The organism is Pseudomonas sp. RSB 5.4 (assembly GCF_037126175.1).
Taxonomy (GTDB): domain Bacteria; phylum Pseudomonadota; class Gammaproteobacteria; order Pseudomonadales; family Pseudomonadaceae; genus Aquipseudomonas; species Aquipseudomonas fluorescens_H.
The window spans coordinates 1365434-1381651 of the sequence record NZ_CP146986.1 but is presented as its reverse complement, the minus strand read 5'-3'; the positions used below and the strand labels follow the sequence as shown (position 1 = coordinate 1381651).

Below are 16218 nucleotides of genomic sequence, written 5' to 3'. Positions count from 1 at the left end.
AGCAAGCCCGCTCCCACATTGGTTTTGTAGTGTTCAGGCTACTGCGGCAGTCTTTTCAGCCTCCAGTTCCCGCACCAGCGGCAGCACACGCTTGCCGAAATACTCCACCTCCTCCTGAAAGTGCAGAAACCCTGCCAGCACCAGATCCACCCCCACCGCTTTCAACGCCACAATCCGATCGGCAATCTGCTGTGGCGTGCCGATCAGGTTGGTCTTGAAGCCATCGTTGTATTGCACCAGATCCTCGAACGTCGATTTCGCCCAGTTGCCCTCACCCTCCGGTGATGCCCTGCCCGCCTGTTTCGCGGCGTCACCGAAAGCGTTGACCGCGTCCGGATCGGCCTGATCGATGATCTGCGCCAGTACCGCGCGCGCCTCTTCTTCAGTGTCGCGGGCGATGACGAAAGCGTTGACGCCGATTTTCACCGAATGATTGTTTGCCGCCGCTTTGGCCCGAATGTCATCGACCTGAGCCTTGATCCCCTCGACGCTGTTGCCGTTGGTGAAATACCAATCCGAAACTCGCGCCGCCATGTCTCGTGCGGCACGGGAGCTGCCGCCCTGAAAGATTTCCGGACGCCCGAGCGGTTTCGGTTTGAGGGTGTAATGGTCGAAGCGGTAGAAGTCACCGCGAAAGCTGAAGTCGTCCTGACTCCAGATCCCGCGCAACGAACGGATGAATTCCTCCGAGCGCCGATAGCGCTCGTCGTGTTCCAGCCAGTGTTCGCCGATGGCCTGGAACTCGCCCTTGAACCAGCCGCTGACGATGTTCACCGCGATCCGGCCGTTGGTGAGTTGATCGATGGTCGCCAACTGCTTGGCCGCCAGCGCCGGTTGCCACGGCCCCGGCAGAATCGCCGCGATCACCTTGAGCTTGCTGGTGGCGGCCAGCAGCGCATGACTGAACGCCACTGATTCATGCTGGAACTCGGCGCCGTACCCGGCGGTGAAGCGGATCTGCGTCAGGGCATATTCAAATCCGGCCGCCTCGGCGAGTTGCGCCAGTTTGCGGTTGTAGTCGATGCCCCAGTCGGTGCGCTGCTCGATCTTGCTGACCACCAGACCGCCACTGACGTTCGGCACCCAGTAGGCGAATTTAACGGCTTGCTTGCTCATTGGCGTGTCCTCGGACATTGGGAAGGTCAGTGAGGTAGAGCAGCAAGCGTGCCATCGCTCAGAGGCCTGGTTTTATTGGGTTTGAAGCTGATGGAGTTGCATTCTTGGAGGGTAATTTGTTGTCGAGGTGTTGGGTGGGCAACAGTTGAACAGTCGGTGGCTTAGCTTGCTCGCGAAGGCGTCCGACGGGTCGCCGCAAAAGCCGGATACAGGTAACATGTCAGCCCTTCCCCGCAGCCCCTCTGCGCCCTGCCGAATAAGCCGATTCCATGCCTTTCGAACTCAGCGTTGACCTCACCACCCTGGCCATCCTGGCCCTTGTCGCTTTCATTGCCGGTTTCATCGACGCCATTGCCGGTGGCGGCGGTCTGTTGACCACTCCGGCGCTGCTCACCGCCGGCCTGCCGCCGCATCTGGTGCTGGGCACCAACAAACTGAGTTCGACTTTCGGCTCGGCCACCGCCAGTTTCACTTTCTACCGACGCAAACTGTTCCACCCTCGGCAGTGGATGCACGCGATCGTCGGCACCCTGGTCGGTGCGCTCACCGGGGCCATCGTCGCGCACTACCTGCCGGCGGAATGGCTGAACAAAATGCTGCCGGTGATCGTCTTCGCCTGTGGCCTGTATTTGTTGTTCGGCGGTACACCCAAAGCGCCGCTGGACAGTGACGCGCCGATCAAGAAGAAATGGCAATCGACCCAAGGCTTCAGCCTCGGTTTCTACGACGGCGTGGCCGGCCCCGGCACGGGTGCGTTCTGGACGGTCAGCAGCCTGCTGCTCTACCCGATCGATCTGGTCAAGGCCAGCGGGGTGGCGCGCAGCATGAACTTCGTCAGCAACATTGCGGCGCTGTCGGTGTTCGTGTTTTCCGGGCAAGTGGACTGGATCATCGGCCTGAGCATGGGCCTGTCGGTGATGGTCGGCGCATTCTTCGGGGCGCGCACCGCGATCAGCGGCGGCGCCAAGTTCATTCGTCCGGTGTTCATCACCGTGGTATTGGGCTTGACCGTGCGCCTAGCTTGGCAACACTGGTTCAGCGTGGCCTAAGCGGCGCGCCACGTAGACGTCGATCAGGTAACGGGCAATCGATTTTGACGCCGGCAACGGCGGCAAATCGTGCACGTTGAACCACTGGGCGTCTTCGATCTCGTCTTCCTGGCAGATGATTTCGCCACCGGCATATTCGGCATGGAAGCCGAGCATCATCGAGTGCGGGAACGGCCAGCACTGGCTGCCCATGTACTGGATGTTCTTCACCTCGATACTGACTTCCTCGCGCACCTCGCGAATCAGGCAGTCCTCTGCCGACTCGCCCGGTTCGGCGAACCCGGCCAGCGTGCTGTAGACCCCGGTGACGAAACGCGGTGAGCGCGCCAGCAGGATCTCGTCACCACGGGTCACCAGCACGATCATGCTCGGCGAAATGCGCGGATAACTGCGCAGGTCGCACGGCTGGCAATACATCGCCCGCTCGCCCGGCACCTGTGTCATCGCCTGTCCGCAGTTGCCGCAAAACCGATGCTCGCGGGCCCAGGTGCCGATCTGCGCGGCATAGCCCAGCACTTTATAGACGGTGTGATCACCTTCGAGCATGAACGCCCGCAGGCCTTTCCAGTTGCAGCCCGGCACGTCGCTGGAACGGTGCAATTCCAGCAGATACACCGGCTCGCCATCGAGATGGCCGATGCCGTGTTCGGCGAGGATCGACAAGTCCTGGCGCTTGAGCCATTCCCGCGGGAACAGCGCGCCGTTGTCATCGAACAGAAAGCCTTCGGGGCTGCGCGCCACGGCCCAGCCGCCGGGTTGATCGGTGTCCAGTACTGCAGTGGTCCAGCGAGCTGTCATGGTTTCTCAATCCAGAAATTCGGGTTTCTGTTTACTCATATGGGCGGCCATGGCCACGCGCAAGTCGGTGGATTGCAACATGGCGGCGTTCCAGGTGGCAACGTATTCGAGGCCGTCGTCAATGCGATGGTCGCGCATGTAGCTGATCATTTCCTTGGTCCCGGTCACGGCGATCGGCGATTTGCTGGCGATGTCACGGGCAATGTCCATGACGCCTTCGAGCAGCAGCTCCTTGTCGCCATACACGCGATTGACCAGGCCGATGCTGCGCGCTTCTTCAGCGCCGAAGGTGCGGCCGGTGTAAGCCAGTTCACGCAGCATGCCGTCCCCGATGATCCGTGGCAACCGTTGCAAAGTGCCAACATCGGCAGCCATGCCGATATCGATTTCCTTGATCGAGAACTGCGCGTCTTCGGCGGCGTAACGCATGTCGCAGGCAGCGATCAGGTCGATGGCGCCACCGAGGCAATAACCTTGAATTGCCGCGAGCACCGGTTTGCGGCAGTTGTCGACTGCGTTGAACGAGGCTTGCAGGGTGAGGATCTTGCGCCGCAGCAAGCGTGCGTTACGGCCGACGTCCTTGCCCAGTTCATTGGCGACGCCGGCGAGCATCATCAGGTCGATGCCCGAGGAAAAGTGTTTGCCGTTGCCGCTCAGTACCACCACCCGCACTTCGTCGGTGTCATCGATCCACTGGAAAATCTCGACGATCTCGCTCCAGAACGCAGCGTTCATCGAGTTGATCTTTTCCGGACGATTGATCTGCACATGAGCGATGTTGTCGGCCAGTTCGACGCTGAAGGCGGTGTATTGAGTCATGGCAGTGATCCTTTACCGGGCAAAAAATGAAGCCCGAACTATAACAAGGCATCACGATGGCGGTTCGGCCAAATGCGGGACTGAGTCCAACAAGGAGATTTTTGCTGCGCCTTGATCTCTGTAGGAGCTGCCGACGGCTGCGATCTTTTGACTTTCAAGATCAAAAGATCGCAGCCTTCGGCAGCTCCTACATGGATTGATGACACCCACTTGCCCCTGTGGGAGCCAGCCTGCTGGCGATGAAGTCACCGCCGATCTAACCGCCCTTCACCGCCACATAAGCCGCCGTCTCATAAGGCACCGTCAGCACATGCCGCCCACGCAACGCCGGCTCCGAGGCGATCAACGCGCGGATCTGCTCATCGACCTTGTCCCGTTGCGCCTGCGGCAGTGCCGCGATGAAACTGGTGGAGCGTACCCGATTGAAAATCACATCCTCCGGCGAACCGGTATGTCCATGATGAAACTGCTGCAACTGCAGCGCGCCGAACGCTGGATGCGGGAACGCCTGACGCCACTGGCCGGTGTAGTAACGCGGCGTGTCACCCTCCAGCGCGTTGACGAGGGCATCGAGTTTCGGCACCCAGCTCACCTGCGTGTCGCGCAGGTTCCAGATCAGCCCGAGTCTGCCGCCAGGCTTTAGCACGCGGGCGATTTCGTTCAAGGCTTCGGGAGTGGCGAACCAGTGAAACGCCTGCGCGCAGACCACCGCATCCACCGACGCGTCGGGCAATGGCAGATCCGTGGCGGTGCCGCTCACCGCCAGCACCTGCGGCCAGGCGGCGGAGAGTTTTTCCAGCATCTGCGCCACCGGTTCCACGGCGATTACCTGCGCGTCGGTCGCCACCAGCCGTCCGGTGAACTTGCCGGTACCGGCACCCAGATCGATGACGGTCTTGTGACTGTCCAGACCCAACGTCTGGGTCAACCACTGGCTGACCTGCGGCGGGTAATCGGGGCGACCTTTGACGTAGGTGTCGGCAGCAGTCCTGTAGCCGGCAGCAGCGGAATGATGGACCTGATCTTTCATGGCAGTTCCTCGTGTGTCAGCGCTGGGTCATGGCGAAGCGCTGGATGGACGGCAGGCGTTCCTGAGCATAACCGCGCTATTTGCGCGTACCTTGAACAGAGCCTGACAAAGCAATGAATAAATTGCCGTCCTGCGGTGTTCAAAGTGATACATAACCCTCTGTGGAGCCTTGCCCATGACTATCCGTTCCGTTATGTTCGCCGCCCCGTTGCTGCTGGTGGCCGCGTTGTCCGCATCGATGGCGTTTGCCAACGGTGATGAAGACGCTCCCGTGCAGAAGCCCAATTGCCCCAAAGGCCAGGTCTGGGACAGCAAATCGCAGAAATGCGTGATGCAGACCAGCAGCGCCGTGCCGGATGCCGATCGGACCGATTATGCCTACAGATTGGCCAAGGACGGTCGATACGAAGAAGCCCTGGCCCTGCTCGACACCTTGAAACAACCGAACACCGCCAAGGCCCTCAACTATCGCGGTTACGCCACGCGAAAACTGGGGCGTACCGACGAGGGCATCGGCTATTACCTGCAATCGGTAAAGCTCGATCCGCAATACGCGCAAGTGCGCGAATACCTCGGCGAAGCCTACGTGATCAAAGGCCGCGTCGATCTGGCGCAGGAACAGTTGCAGCAGATCAAATCGATTTGCGGCACCTCCTGCGAGGAATACCAGGACCTGGCTGAAGCCATCAACGATTCATCGAAAACCTGAAATAGATAAAGGAACGCCATCATCGTCAGCGATCAGGCATTCAGAGCGGAACTCGGACAGCATCTGGCGCGACTGTGGCGCTACGGTCTGCTGCTGTCGCGCAATCGGCACGTGGCCGAGGATCTGGTGCAGGCCACGTGCGTGCGGGCGCTGGAGCGTGCCGGACAATATGTGGCCGGCACGCGCATGGATCGCTGGCTGCTGAGCATCCTGCATTCGATCTGGCTCAACGAAGTGCGCGCCCGCCGGGTGCGTCAGGGCGCCGGTCAGGTCGATGCCGACGGGCAACTGGCCTTCGATGGCGAATATGCGGCGCAGACGCACGTGATGGCGGCGCAAGTAATTCGCCGGGTCGATGCTTTGCCGGAAACCCAGCGCGAAACCGTGTATCTGGCTTATGTCGAAGGCCTGTCCTACCGCGAAGTCGCCGAGATCCTGCAAGTGCCGATCGGCACGGTGATGAGCCGGCTGGCCACCGCGCGCCTGAAACTGGCTGAATACCCGCCCCTGCAAGCCGTGCCGAAAACCACCGGAGGTGACCGCCCATGAACAAGCCCTCCGACGAACAACTGGTGGCCTACCTCGATGACGAGCTGGACCCCGCATATCGCAGCCAGCTCGACAGCGCGATTGCCGACGACCCGTTGCTCAGCCTGCGCGTGCAATGGTTCGAACGCAGCAGCCTGCCGTACAAGGAGGCCTATGACGAACTGGCACAACAGGCACCGCTAGAACGTTTGCAGGCGCGCCTCGATGCGATTCCCTCTCCCCAACGGCCGGGCCTGAGTCGGCGCTGGTTTATCGGAGCGGCCGCCGCGAGCCTGCTGGCTGGCGGCGTATTGGCCGATCGCCTGTTCATCGCCTGGCAATCACAGCAAGCGCATAACTGGCGCGCCTTGGTCGGCGATTACATGGCGCTGTATGTGCCGCAAACCCTCGATCATTTGCCGAGCGACGAAGCCAGCCAACGCGCGCAATTACGCGCGGTGGACACGCGGCTGGGCCTGAATCTGTCACCGGCGCTGCTGAAGTTGCCGGGCGCCGAACTCAAACGTGCACAAATGCTCGAGTACGACGGCGTACCGATCGCACAACTGACCTATCTGGACGCGAAACATGGGCCGCTGGCCTTGTGCGTGACGCGCACCAATAGCGGCAGTCGGCCACTGGCGCACGAAAGGCGCCATGAAATGAACGTGGTGTACTGGACCGAAGGTGAGCATGCGTGGATGTTGATCGGGCACAACCCGGCCCCGGCGCTGGAAGACCTCGCCAGACATTTGATCGAACGGTTGAGCGCATGACTGCCGCTACCACTATGCTGAGCGCGTGATTATCCAAGGAGGAAGCACCGATGCAGATTTCACCCCGCACTGCCCTGCTGGTCATCGACGTTCAGAACGACTTCACCCCCGGTGGCCAACTGGCCGTCCCTGAAGGCGATCTGATCGTACCGCTGATCAATCGCCTCAGCGGTCTGTTCAAGCAGGTCATCATTGCCCAGGACTGGCACCCGACCGGGCACGCGTCGTTTGCCTCGAGTCACCCCGGGCGCAAGCCCTACGATGTGATTCAGTTGCCCTACGGCGAACAGACGCTCTGGCCGGATCATTGCGTGCAAGGCACTGCCGGCGCCGAGTTTCACCCAAAGCTGGATCTGCCTCACGCGCAACTGATCATCCGCAAGGGCTGCAACCCGGACATCGACAGCTATTCGGCGTTTCTCGAGGCGGACCGGCGCACCACCACCGGTCTGGCCGGTTACCTGAAAGAACGCGGGATCGACACGGTGTACATGGTCGGTCTGGCGCTGGATTTCTGCGTGATGTACTCGGCGCTGGATGCGCGGGCGGCGGGGTTCAATGCGTTTGTGGTGCTGGATGCCTGTCGCGCCATTGACATGGATGGATCACTGGCGACGGCGATGGAGCGGATGCAAACGGCCGGGGTTGGGTTGATTCAGTCGAACCAACTCATCTGACCAACCTAAAACCCCTGTGGGAGCGGGCTTGCTCGCGAAAGCGGTGTGTCAGATAAATCTATGTCGACTGATGCTCCGCCTTCGCGAGCAAGCCCGCTCCCACAGGTTTAGGGTCAAGCCAGGTTCGGCAACCACAACCTGAACCGCGCCCCCCCCAGCGGTGAGCTTTCCACCGTCAGCGTCCCGCCCTGCGCCTCCAGCGCCCGGCGGCTGATCGCCAGGCCCAGGCCAAAGCCACCGGTGGCCCGATCACGACTGCGATCAAGGCGATAGAACGGTTCGAAAATCCGCTCGCGCTCGTCATCCGGGATGCCAATGCCGTCATCGTCGACCCAGATCCCGCAGCCATCGGGGCTGACTTGCACGCCAATCTGAATGCGTTTCTCGCAATAGCGCATGGCATTGCGCAGCAGGTTCTGGATCGCCCGGGCGGTCAGGCGCGGATCCAGCGAAAAACGTTCGAGCTGGCCATGCAGCAATACGTCGATGACGATGTCCGGCGATTCCAGCTCTTCATCGACGCTGCCCAGAATGCTGTCGATGAACTCATCCAGCGACACCTCTACCTGTTCCGGTAATTGCGCCGGATTCTGCAGGCGGCTGTAAGACAGCAATTCCAGCACCAGCTCATCCAGTTCGCGTATGTGCGCGACCAGCCCTTGCAGGCGCTCGCGACTGGTCGCCGGCAAATCATCGGACAGCGCCAGGGCCAGACCGAAATCCAGCCGGGTCAGCGGTGTGCGCAATTCGTGGGAGACCGCATTGAGCAGGTCGCGCTGCTGATTGAGCAGATCCTCGATGTCGCCGGCCATGGTGTCGAACACGTTGGCCAGGCTGCCGATGTTGGAGCTGGGCGGGATCTGCGTGCGCTCGCTCAAGTGGCCCTTGCCGAAGCGTTCGGCAGCGCCCTTGAGCCGCTCCAGGTCGCGCCAGTGCGGGCGAATCCACAACAGCAGGCAGGCGAGCATGCTCGCGCCGATCAGCACGTTGATGCTCCAGTACAACAGGTTGACGTCCAGCGGATCCGGCGGCACCACCATTTGCACGGCGACGTCATCGTTCAGCGGCGTAACCGCCAAGGTGCGCCATCCCCAATCGCCAATGCGCACCACGTTTTCCCCAGCGCGCAGACGTGCCTGCTCGGGGGCGGTGAAATCGGCGTCGTCGATGCGCGCCAGGGCGATGTGCAACGGCAGGAAGTCCTTGTCCATCGACTGCGCCAGCGCTGGCCACTGGTCTTGCGGCACTGCGTGAAACTGCCGGGTGATCAGCGATTGCAGGCCTCGCGAGTAGTCGAGGTTGTAGGTGATGAAGCGCTCGCGGAACGCCATGATCACCAGGTCCGGCACCAGATAGATCGCCGCGCTGTAGGAGACGATCGTCACCAGATACAGGCGAAACAGGATTCTGAACATCAGCTCAGCATTCCCACTCGGAACGGCTGAACAGGTAACCCTTGCCCCACACGGTTTTGATCTTGCGTGCCTCGCCGGCGTGATCATCGAACTTGCGCCGCAACTTGGAAATCGCCACGTCCACCGAGCGATCAGTGCCGTTGAACTCAATGCCGCGCAGGCGTTGCAGGATTTGATCGCGGCTCAGCACTTCCCCGGCATGCCGGGCCAGCACCACCAGCAAATTGTATTCGCCGCTGGACAGCTCGACCGGCTGCTCGCGCCAGGTCACGGTGCGCTCGGACAGGTCGATGCACAGATTGCCCATGACGATCCGGTCATTGACCGTCATCGGTTCACCAAGGCTGCTGCGCCGCAGCAAAGTACGCACTCGTGCCAGCAGAACCCGTGGTTCGCAGGGCTTGGTGACGTAGTCGTCGGCCCCCATTTCCAGGCCCAGCACCTGATCGTGACTGTCGTCGCGGGCAGTCAGCATCAGAATCGGCAGGGTTGCCGAATCGGCGCGCAGCAAGCGGCAGACTTGCAGGCCGTCGAGACCCGGCAGCATCAGGTCGAGGATCACCAGATCCGGCGGATTGATCCGCGCCCGTTCGCGCACATGGTCGCCACGGCCGATCACGCTGACGGAATAACCGTTGCGCTCCAGGTAGCTGGAAATCAGTTCGGCGAGGGCGGTGTCGTCTTCGACCAGGAGGATGTTGGGCATGGGGTGTTCCAAGGAAAGTGCAGTGGCGACTGTTCGGGCCTCATCGCGAGCAGGCTCACTCCTACAAGGTTCGTGTCTGGCACAGTTCCAATGTAGGAGTGAGCCTGCTCGCGATGGCGGTTTATCTGTCGCAATAAATTTCAAGGCATAAAGGATATACGTCCTCACCCGTCCCTGAGTAAAACCCTTACACAATTTCACACAGCGCCTACAAAGCTTCACCGCTACCCTCGGCGTCTGGCCTTAGGATGCGGGCTTCAATATTGGGGGTAGTACATGTCGAAAAATCTGCTGGCCGGGCTCGGCCTCATCGCCGTTGCGCTGTTGCTGGGCGCCTGTGATTCGTCTTCGAAGGCTGAAGAGGAAGCGCCGCCGGCCACCGTGCGGATCGAGACCATCGAGGCCCGCCCCCTGTCGATCAGCAGCGAACTGAGCGGGCGCATCGCTGCGCCACGGATCGCCGAAGTGCGTGCCCGGGTGGCCGGTGTGGTGCTGCAACGCACCTTTCGCGAAGGCAGCGACGTGAAAAAGGGCGACGTGCTGTTCCGCATCGACCCGGCACCGTTCAAGGCTGACCTGGACAGCGCTGAAGCTGCGCTGCGCAAGGCCGAAGCCAATGCGTTCCAGGCGAAGTTGCAGGAGCAGCGCTACGCGCAGTTGATCGACGACAAGGCCATCAGCGCTCAGGATTACGACAACGCCCGCGCCAATGCCCGGCAAACTGCCGCCGACGTGGCGGCCAACAAAGCCGCCGTGGAGCGCGCGAAGTTGAATCTGGGCTACGCCACCGTCACCGCGCCGATTTCCGGACGCGTCGGCCGTGCGCTGGTCACCGAAGGCGCGCTGGTCGGGCAGAACGAAACCACGCCACTGGCGCTGATTCAACAGCTCAACCCGATCTACGCCGACCTTACCCAGTCGACCCGTGAACTGAATGAACTGCGTCGCGCGTTCCGTTCCGGGCAGTTGCAGGAAGTCGGTCAGGATCAGGTCAAGGCCACGCTGATTCAGGATGACGGCAGCCTCTATCCGTTACCGGGCAAACTGCTGTTCAGCGACATCAGCGTCGATCCGGGCACCGGCCAGATCATTCTGCGCAGCGAATTCCCCAACCCTGACCTCGACCTGCTGCCGGGCAGCTTCATCCGCGTTCGCCTGCAACAAGCGACCGTGCAGAACGGCATCACCGTGCCGCAGCGTGCGGTGCAGCGTGACAGCGCGGGTATCGCCCAGGTGCTGACCGTCGACGAGCAGATGCGCGTCGCCCAGCAGCCGGTGCAACTGGGCGCGGTGCAGAACGACCGCTGGATCGTCACCGGCGGCCTCAAGCCCGGCGACCGCATTGTCATCGAAGGCCTGCAACACGCCCGTCCCGGCGAAAAGGTGCAGATCGACGACACCCCTCTTCCACTTGCCCAGACCTCTGGTCAGTAAGCAGGACGTTTTCATATGCCGCAGTTTTTTATCGATCGCCCGGTGTTCGCCTGGGTCGTCGCCCTGTTCATCCTGTTGGCCGGTGCGCTGGCCATTCCGCAATTGCCGGTGGCGCAATACCCCGACGTCGCCCCGCCGCAGATCGAAATCTACGCCGTATACCCCGGCGCATCGGCACAGACCGTCGATGAAAGCGTAGTCAGCCTGATCGAGGAAGAGCTCAACGGCGCCGATCACCTGCTGTACTTCGAATCGCAGAGCAGCCTCGGCAGCGCCACGATCAAGGCCACCTTCCAGCCGGGCACCAACCCGGAACTGGCCCAGGTCGATGTGCAAAACCGCCTCAAAGTGGTCGAGTCGCGCCTGCCGCAAGCGGTGAACCAGCAAGGCTTGCAGGTGGAGAAAGTTTCCGCAGGCTTCCTGTTGCTGATCACCCTGACCTCCAGTGACGGCAAGCTCGACGACGTGGCGCTCAGTGATTATCTGGCGCGCAACGTGATGAACGAGATCAAACGCATCGACGGCGTCGGCAAAGCGCAGCTGTACGGCGCCGAACGGGCGATGCGGATCTGGATCAATCCGCAGAAGCTGATCGGTTTCAATCTGACTCCGGCCGACGTCAACGCCGCCATCGTCGCGCAAAACGCCCAGGTGTCGGCGGGCAGTATTGGCGACTTGCCCAACCCATCCTCGCAGGAAATCACCGCGACCATCATGGTCAAGGGTCAGTTGTCGACGCCGGAAGAGTTCGCCGACATCGTGCTCAAGGCCAATCCGGACGGCTCCACCGTGCGTATCAAGGATGTCGCACGGGTCGAGATCGGCAGCCAGGAATACCAGTTCGGCACGCGTCTGAATGGCAAGCCGTCCACCGCTGTCGGCGTGCAGCTGGCGCCGGGAGCCAATGCCCTCGCTACCGCGACATTGATCCGGGCGAAGATGGACGAGCTGTCGCGCTACTTCCCGGCCGGCGTCGAATACAAGATTCCGTATGACACCTCGCCGTTCGTCAAAGTCTCGATCACCAAAGTCGTCTACACCCTCGGCGAAGCGATGCTGCTGGTGTTTGCGGTGATGTTTCTGTTCCTGCAGAACATCCGCTACACGCTGATCCCGACGCTGGTGGTGCCGGTGGCCCTGATGGGCACTTTCGCCACCATGCTGGCGCTGGGTTTCTCGATCAACGTGCTGACCATGTTCGGCATGGTGCTGGCGATCGGCATTCTGGTAGACGACGCGATCGTTGTGGTGGAGAACGTCGAGCGGATCATGGCCAGTGAAGGATTGTCGCCGAAAGAGGCGACGCGCAAGGCGATGAAGCAAATCACCGGCGCCATCATCGGCATCACTCTGGTGCTGGTGGCAGTGTTCATTCCGATGGCATTCATGCAGGGTTCGGTGGGGGTGATTTACCGGCAGTTCTCGCTGTCGATGGCAACCTCGATCCTGTTCTCGGCATTCCTGGCCCTGACCTTGACCCCGGCACTGTGCGCCACGCTGCTCAAGCCGATTGCCAAGGGCGAGCATCATGAGAAGTCGGGGTTCTTCGGCTGGTTCAACCGCCGCTTCGAGCAACTGACCGATCGCTATCAAGGCTGGGTCGGCTACGCGCTGAAGCGCAGCGGGCGTTATCTACTGATCTACGGCGTGCTGCTGATCGGCATGGGCGTGTGCTTTGCGCGCCTGCCCTCCTCGTTCCTGCCGGTTGAGGATCAGGGTTACACCATCACTGACATTCAATTGCCACCGGGCGCGAGCAAGAACCGTACGGTGCAGGTGGTGGAGCAGATCGAGGCGCACAACGCCAGTGAACCGGGTGTGGGCGACAGCACGGTGATTCTCGGCTTCAGTTTCTCCGGCAGCGGGCAGAACGCGGCGTTGGCGTTCACCACCCTCAAGGACTGGTCTGAACGCGGCAGCGACGATTCGGCTACTTCCATTGCTGACCGCGCCAACATCGCCCTGAGCCAGATCAAGGACGCCGTTGCCTTTGCGGTGCTGCCGCCACCGGTCGATGGCCTCGGCACGTCGAGCGGCTTCGAATTCCGTCTGCAGGATCGCGGCGGTCTCGGTCACGCCACACTGATGCAAGCACGCACCGAGCTGCTTGCCGCAGCGGAGAAAAGCCCGGTACTGATGAACGTGCGCGAAAGCGCGCTGGCCGAAGCACCCCAAGTACAGCTGGAAGTCGACCGCAAGCAGGCCAACGCGTTGGGCGTGTCGTTCGCCGACATCGGCAACGCGCTGTCCACTGCCATCGGCTCTTCGTACGTCAACGACTTTCCCAACCAGGGTCGGATGCAACGGGTGGTGGTGCAGGCCGAAGGCGATCAGCGCAGTCAGGTCGATGATCTGCTGAAAATGCACGTGCGCAACAACGCCGGGCACATGGTGCCGCTGTCGGCGTTCGTCCAGGCGAAATGGACCCAAGGCCCGGCGCAATTGACCCGCTATAACGGCTACCCGGCGATTGCGATTTCCGGCGAGCCATCGCCCGGGCACAGCACCGGCGAGGCCATGGCGGAGATCGAACGGCTGGTCGCCCAAGGGCCGAAAGGCCTGGGTCAGGAATGGACAGGGCTGTCGTTGCAGGAACGTTTGTCCGGCAGTCAGGCGCCGATCCTGCTCGGTCTGTCGCTGCTGATCGTGTTCCTGTGTCTGGCGGCGCTCTACGAGAGCTGGTCGATTCCGACCTCGGTGCTGCTGGTGGTGCCGCTGGGCGTGCTCGGCGCAGTGCTGGCGGTGACCTTGCGCGGAATGCCCAACGATGTGTTCTTCAAGGTCGGGCTGATTACCATCATCGGTCTTTCGGCGAAGAACGCGATCCTGATCATCGAGTTCGCCAAGAGCCTGTATGACGAAGGCCATGACCTGATCGATGCGACGTTGCAGGCCGCACGCCTGCGTCTGCGGCCGATCATCATGACCTCGCTGGCATTCATCCTTGGCGTAGTGCCGCTGGCCATCGCCACCGGCGCCAGCTCGGCAAGCCAGCAGGCCATTGGCACCGGGGTGATCGGCGGGATGATCACCGCGACGCTGGCGGTGATCTTTGTGCCGTTGTTCTTCGTGGTGGTCATGAAGCTCGTACAACGCTTTACCAAACACCACTGAACCCTGTGGGAGCGGGCTTGCTCGCGAAAACGGTGTGTCAGTCAGATCAATAGTGACTGACACGACGCCTTCGCGAGCAAGCCCGCTCCCACAAGGTCATTCGAACAGTCAAGTCAGTGGTCATCCCGGACGTCGCTGGGCTAAGGTGTGAAGACATCCTGGCCCATCGAGTCTCCATGCGCTTCCTCGCCCGCACCCACCCTCGCCTGTCAGCCGCCGCTCTGGTTGGCCTTGCCACCGGTCTTCTGGTGCCTGCCGACTCCGTCGTCAGCAAAATCCTCATCGGCTGGAACGCCGGCGTCTGGACCTACCTGATCCTGATGTTCTGGCTGACCGTTCGCGCCAAAGCGCCAGACGTCAAACGCATCGCCGTCGTCGAGGACGAAAACGCCGGACTGGTGCTGTTCGTGGTGTGTATCGCGGCGTTGGCCAGCCTGGCCGCCATCACCCTGGAGCTGGCCGGCACCAAGGATCTGGATACCCATCACAAACTGCTGCATTACGCGTTCACCGCAGTCACCGTGGTAGGTTCGTGGCTGCTGATCGGCGTCATTTTCTGCGTGCACTACGCCCGTCTGTTTTACACCTGGGATGGCAAGGAACCGGCTCTGCGTTTCGCTGAAGGTCTGACCACGCCCAATTATTGGGACTTCCTGTATTTCTCCTTCACCATCGGCGTGGCCGTGCAAACCGCCGATGTCGGCGTCGGCACCCGAGACATGCGCAAAATCGTGCTGGCGCAATCGTTGATCGGATTTGTCTTCAACACCGCTATTCTGGGCTTTTCGATCAATATTGCTGCGGGCCTGTTTGGCTGACGATGGCGCGGATATTTCAATAACGCTGACCGCCGCCCGTCGGCGCCAAGTCGAAGTACCACGCGCATTCACTTGACGGAGTGTCGGCTTCTGGTGTTTCCTGAAACCGGTTTCAGCGCCATCGAGGCGCCTGAAACGGATAAATCCAATAACAAGGTTTCAGACCGTGAATGACTTTTCCGCCGCCCAGCGCAGTCGCGTGACGATGCTTGATGTCGCTGAACACGCCGGTGTCTCCAAGGCCAGTGTCTCGCGCTTTATCGGCGATGACCGTGCGCTGCTCTCTGATGCCACTGCCCTGCGCATCGAACAAGCCATTGCCGAACTGGGCTACCGCCCGAACCAGATGGCGCGTGGCCTGAAACGCGGGCGCACGCGCCTGATCGGCATGCTGGTGGCCGATATCCGCAACCCCTATTCAATTGCCGTCATGCACGGGGTGGAAACCGCCTGCCGTGCGCATGGCTACAGCCTGGTGGTGTGCAACACCGACCGCGATGACGAACAGGAACGCCAACACCTGGCGCTGTTGCGTTCGTACAACATCGAAGGGCTGATCGTGAACACCCTCGGCCATCACCGTGACGAACTGCACGAACTGCACCGGGAAATGCCGCTGGTGCTGGTGGACCGCAAGGTCGAAGGACTCGACAGCGACATGCTCGGACTGAACAACCCGCAGGCTGTCGAGATGGCGCTGACGCACCTCGAACAGCGCGGCTACCGCGATGTGTTGCTGGTGACCGAACCTTATGACGGCACCAGTTCGCGGATCGAGCGGGTCAGCAGTTTTCAGACGCAGATCGCCCAGCGCTCCGGGTTGACCGGGGCGGTGCTGGAAACCGGCGACGCACTCGCTACTCATCTGCAAGACTTCTTGAACACCACGGCTACCGGCCCCAAAGCACTGTTCTGCGCCAACGGCGTGGCGGCGCTGGCCTGCACCCTGGCCTTGCGCGAAGTCGGTTGCCGGTTGTTCGAAGATGTCGGGCTGATTGCCCTGGATGATCTGGATTGGTATCCGCTGGTAGGCAGCGGAATTACTGCCCTCGCCCAGCCAACGGCCGAGATTGGCGCGCGGGCGTTTGAGTGTTTGCTCAAGCGCTTGCGGGGGGATGTTGAGGCCGCGCGCAGGGTGGATTTTGCGCCGGTGCTGGTTGAGCGGGGTTCTACCCGAGGGATTGGTGGTGTTTGAGCTGACGACTTCGCGAGCAAGCCCGCTCCCACAG

The 16218-nt window shown here is 61.5% G+C and carries 15 protein-coding genes; 9 read left to right on the top strand and 6 right to left on the bottom strand.

Translation table 11 applies throughout. The features are described from left to right. Nucleotides 1-33 precede the first annotated feature (33 nt). Nucleotides 34-1134: a dimethylsulfone monooxygenase SfnG gene (sfnG, locus tag V9L13_RS06100; protein WP_338801856.1), complete on the bottom strand. Its 1101-nt coding sequence runs from the start codon at nt 1132-1134 to the stop codon at nt 34-36. Nucleotides 1135-1385: 251 nt separating this feature from the next. On the opposite strand from sfnG, the gene V9L13_RS06095 reads away from it, so the two are divergent. Then, on the top strand, nt 1386-2165 hold the full coding sequence (locus V9L13_RS06095; protein ID WP_003224680.1) for a TSUP family transporter: 780 nt from the start codon (nt 1386-1388) through the stop codon (nt 2163-2165). On the opposite strand, the gene nudC is transcribed toward V9L13_RS06095, so the two are convergent. The 3 genes from nudC to V9L13_RS06080 form a co-directional block, all read right to left on the bottom strand. Then, nucleotides 2133-2963 carry an NAD(+) diphosphatase gene (gene nudC, locus V9L13_RS06090; protein ID WP_338801855.1) on the bottom strand — a complete coding sequence of 277 codons (831 nt, stop codon included), beginning with the start codon at nt 2961-2963 and terminating at the stop codon, nt 2133-2135. The genes V9L13_RS06095 and nudC overlap by 33 nt on opposite strands. A 6-nt stretch (nt 2964-2969) precedes the next feature. Next, complete coding sequence (locus V9L13_RS06085; protein ID WP_003224676.1) at nt 2970-3782, bottom strand: crotonase/enoyl-CoA hydratase family protein; 813 nt, start codon at nt 3780-3782, stop codon at nt 2970-2972. 256 nt (nt 3783-4038) lie between these two features. Further along, on the bottom strand, nt 4039-4812 hold the full coding sequence (locus V9L13_RS06080) for a class I SAM-dependent methyltransferase (protein ID WP_103522376.1): 774 nt from the start codon (nt 4810-4812) through the stop codon (nt 4039-4041). 175 nt (nt 4813-4987) lie between these two features. On the opposite strand from V9L13_RS06080, the gene V9L13_RS06075 reads away from it, so the two are divergent. From V9L13_RS06075 to pncA, 4 genes are all read left to right on the top strand, one after another. After that, the gene (locus V9L13_RS06075; protein ID WP_103483362.1) at nt 4988-5521 is read left to right on the top strand and encodes a tetratricopeptide repeat protein; all 534 of its coding nucleotides are present in this window, start codon (nt 4988-4990) and stop codon (nt 5519-5521) included. 90 nt (nt 5522-5611) lie between these two features. Next, a complete protein-coding gene (locus V9L13_RS06070; RefSeq protein ID WP_230679381.1) occupies nt 5612-6070 on the top strand; it encodes a sigma-70 family RNA polymerase sigma factor in 459 nt (152 codons plus the stop codon). Then, on the top strand, nt 6067-6825 hold the full coding sequence (locus V9L13_RS06065) for a transcriptional regulator (RefSeq protein WP_338801854.1): 759 nt from the start codon (nt 6067-6069) through the stop codon (nt 6823-6825). Before V9L13_RS06070 ends, V9L13_RS06065 begins: the two co-directional genes overlap by 4 nt. Nucleotides 6826-6875: 50 nt before the next feature. After that, nucleotides 6876-7502, top strand: a complete 627-nt coding sequence (gene pncA, locus V9L13_RS06060) for a bifunctional nicotinamidase/pyrazinamidase (RefSeq protein WP_103483359.1) — start codon at nt 6876-6878, stop codon at nt 7500-7502. Between the two features lie 113 nt (nt 7503-7615). Here the strand turns inward: pncA and V9L13_RS06055 are convergent, their stop codons facing one another. Continuing rightward, nucleotides 7616-8917, bottom strand: a complete 1302-nt coding sequence (locus tag V9L13_RS06055; protein WP_003224665.1) for an ATP-binding protein — start codon at nt 8915-8917, stop codon at nt 7616-7618. Between the two features lie 4 nt (nt 8918-8921). Next, nucleotides 8922-9623 (bottom strand): response regulator transcription factor, encoded by a 702-nt coding sequence (locus tag V9L13_RS06050; RefSeq protein WP_003224662.1) that lies wholly within the window; start codon nt 9621-9623, stop codon nt 8922-8924. 276 nt (nt 9624-9899) lie between these two features. On the opposite strand from V9L13_RS06050, the gene V9L13_RS06045 reads away from it, so the two are divergent. The 4 genes from V9L13_RS06045 to V9L13_RS06030 all read left to right on the top strand — a co-directional run bounded on the left by V9L13_RS06045 (nt 9900) and on the right by V9L13_RS06030 (nt 16184). After that, complete coding sequence (locus tag V9L13_RS06045; RefSeq protein ID WP_003224660.1) at nt 9900-11057, top strand: efflux RND transporter periplasmic adaptor subunit; 1158 nt, start codon at nt 9900-9902, stop codon at nt 11055-11057. A 15-nt stretch (nt 11058-11072) separates the two neighbouring features. Beyond that, nucleotides 11073-14171 carry an efflux RND transporter permease subunit gene (locus tag V9L13_RS06040; RefSeq protein ID WP_338801853.1) on the top strand — a complete coding sequence of 1033 codons (3099 nt, stop codon included), beginning with the start codon at nt 11073-11075 and terminating at the stop codon, nt 14169-14171. A gap of 176 nt (nt 14172-14347) precedes the next feature. Then, complete coding sequence (locus V9L13_RS06035; RefSeq protein ID WP_003224657.1) at nt 14348-14989, top strand: DUF1345 domain-containing protein; 642 nt, start codon at nt 14348-14350, stop codon at nt 14987-14989. Between the two features lie 166 nt (nt 14990-15155). Next, nucleotides 15156-16184: a LacI family DNA-binding transcriptional regulator gene (locus tag V9L13_RS06030; protein ID WP_338801852.1), complete on the top strand. Its 1029-nt coding sequence runs from the start codon at nt 15156-15158 to the stop codon at nt 16182-16184. Nucleotides 16185-16218 lie beyond the last annotated feature (34 nt).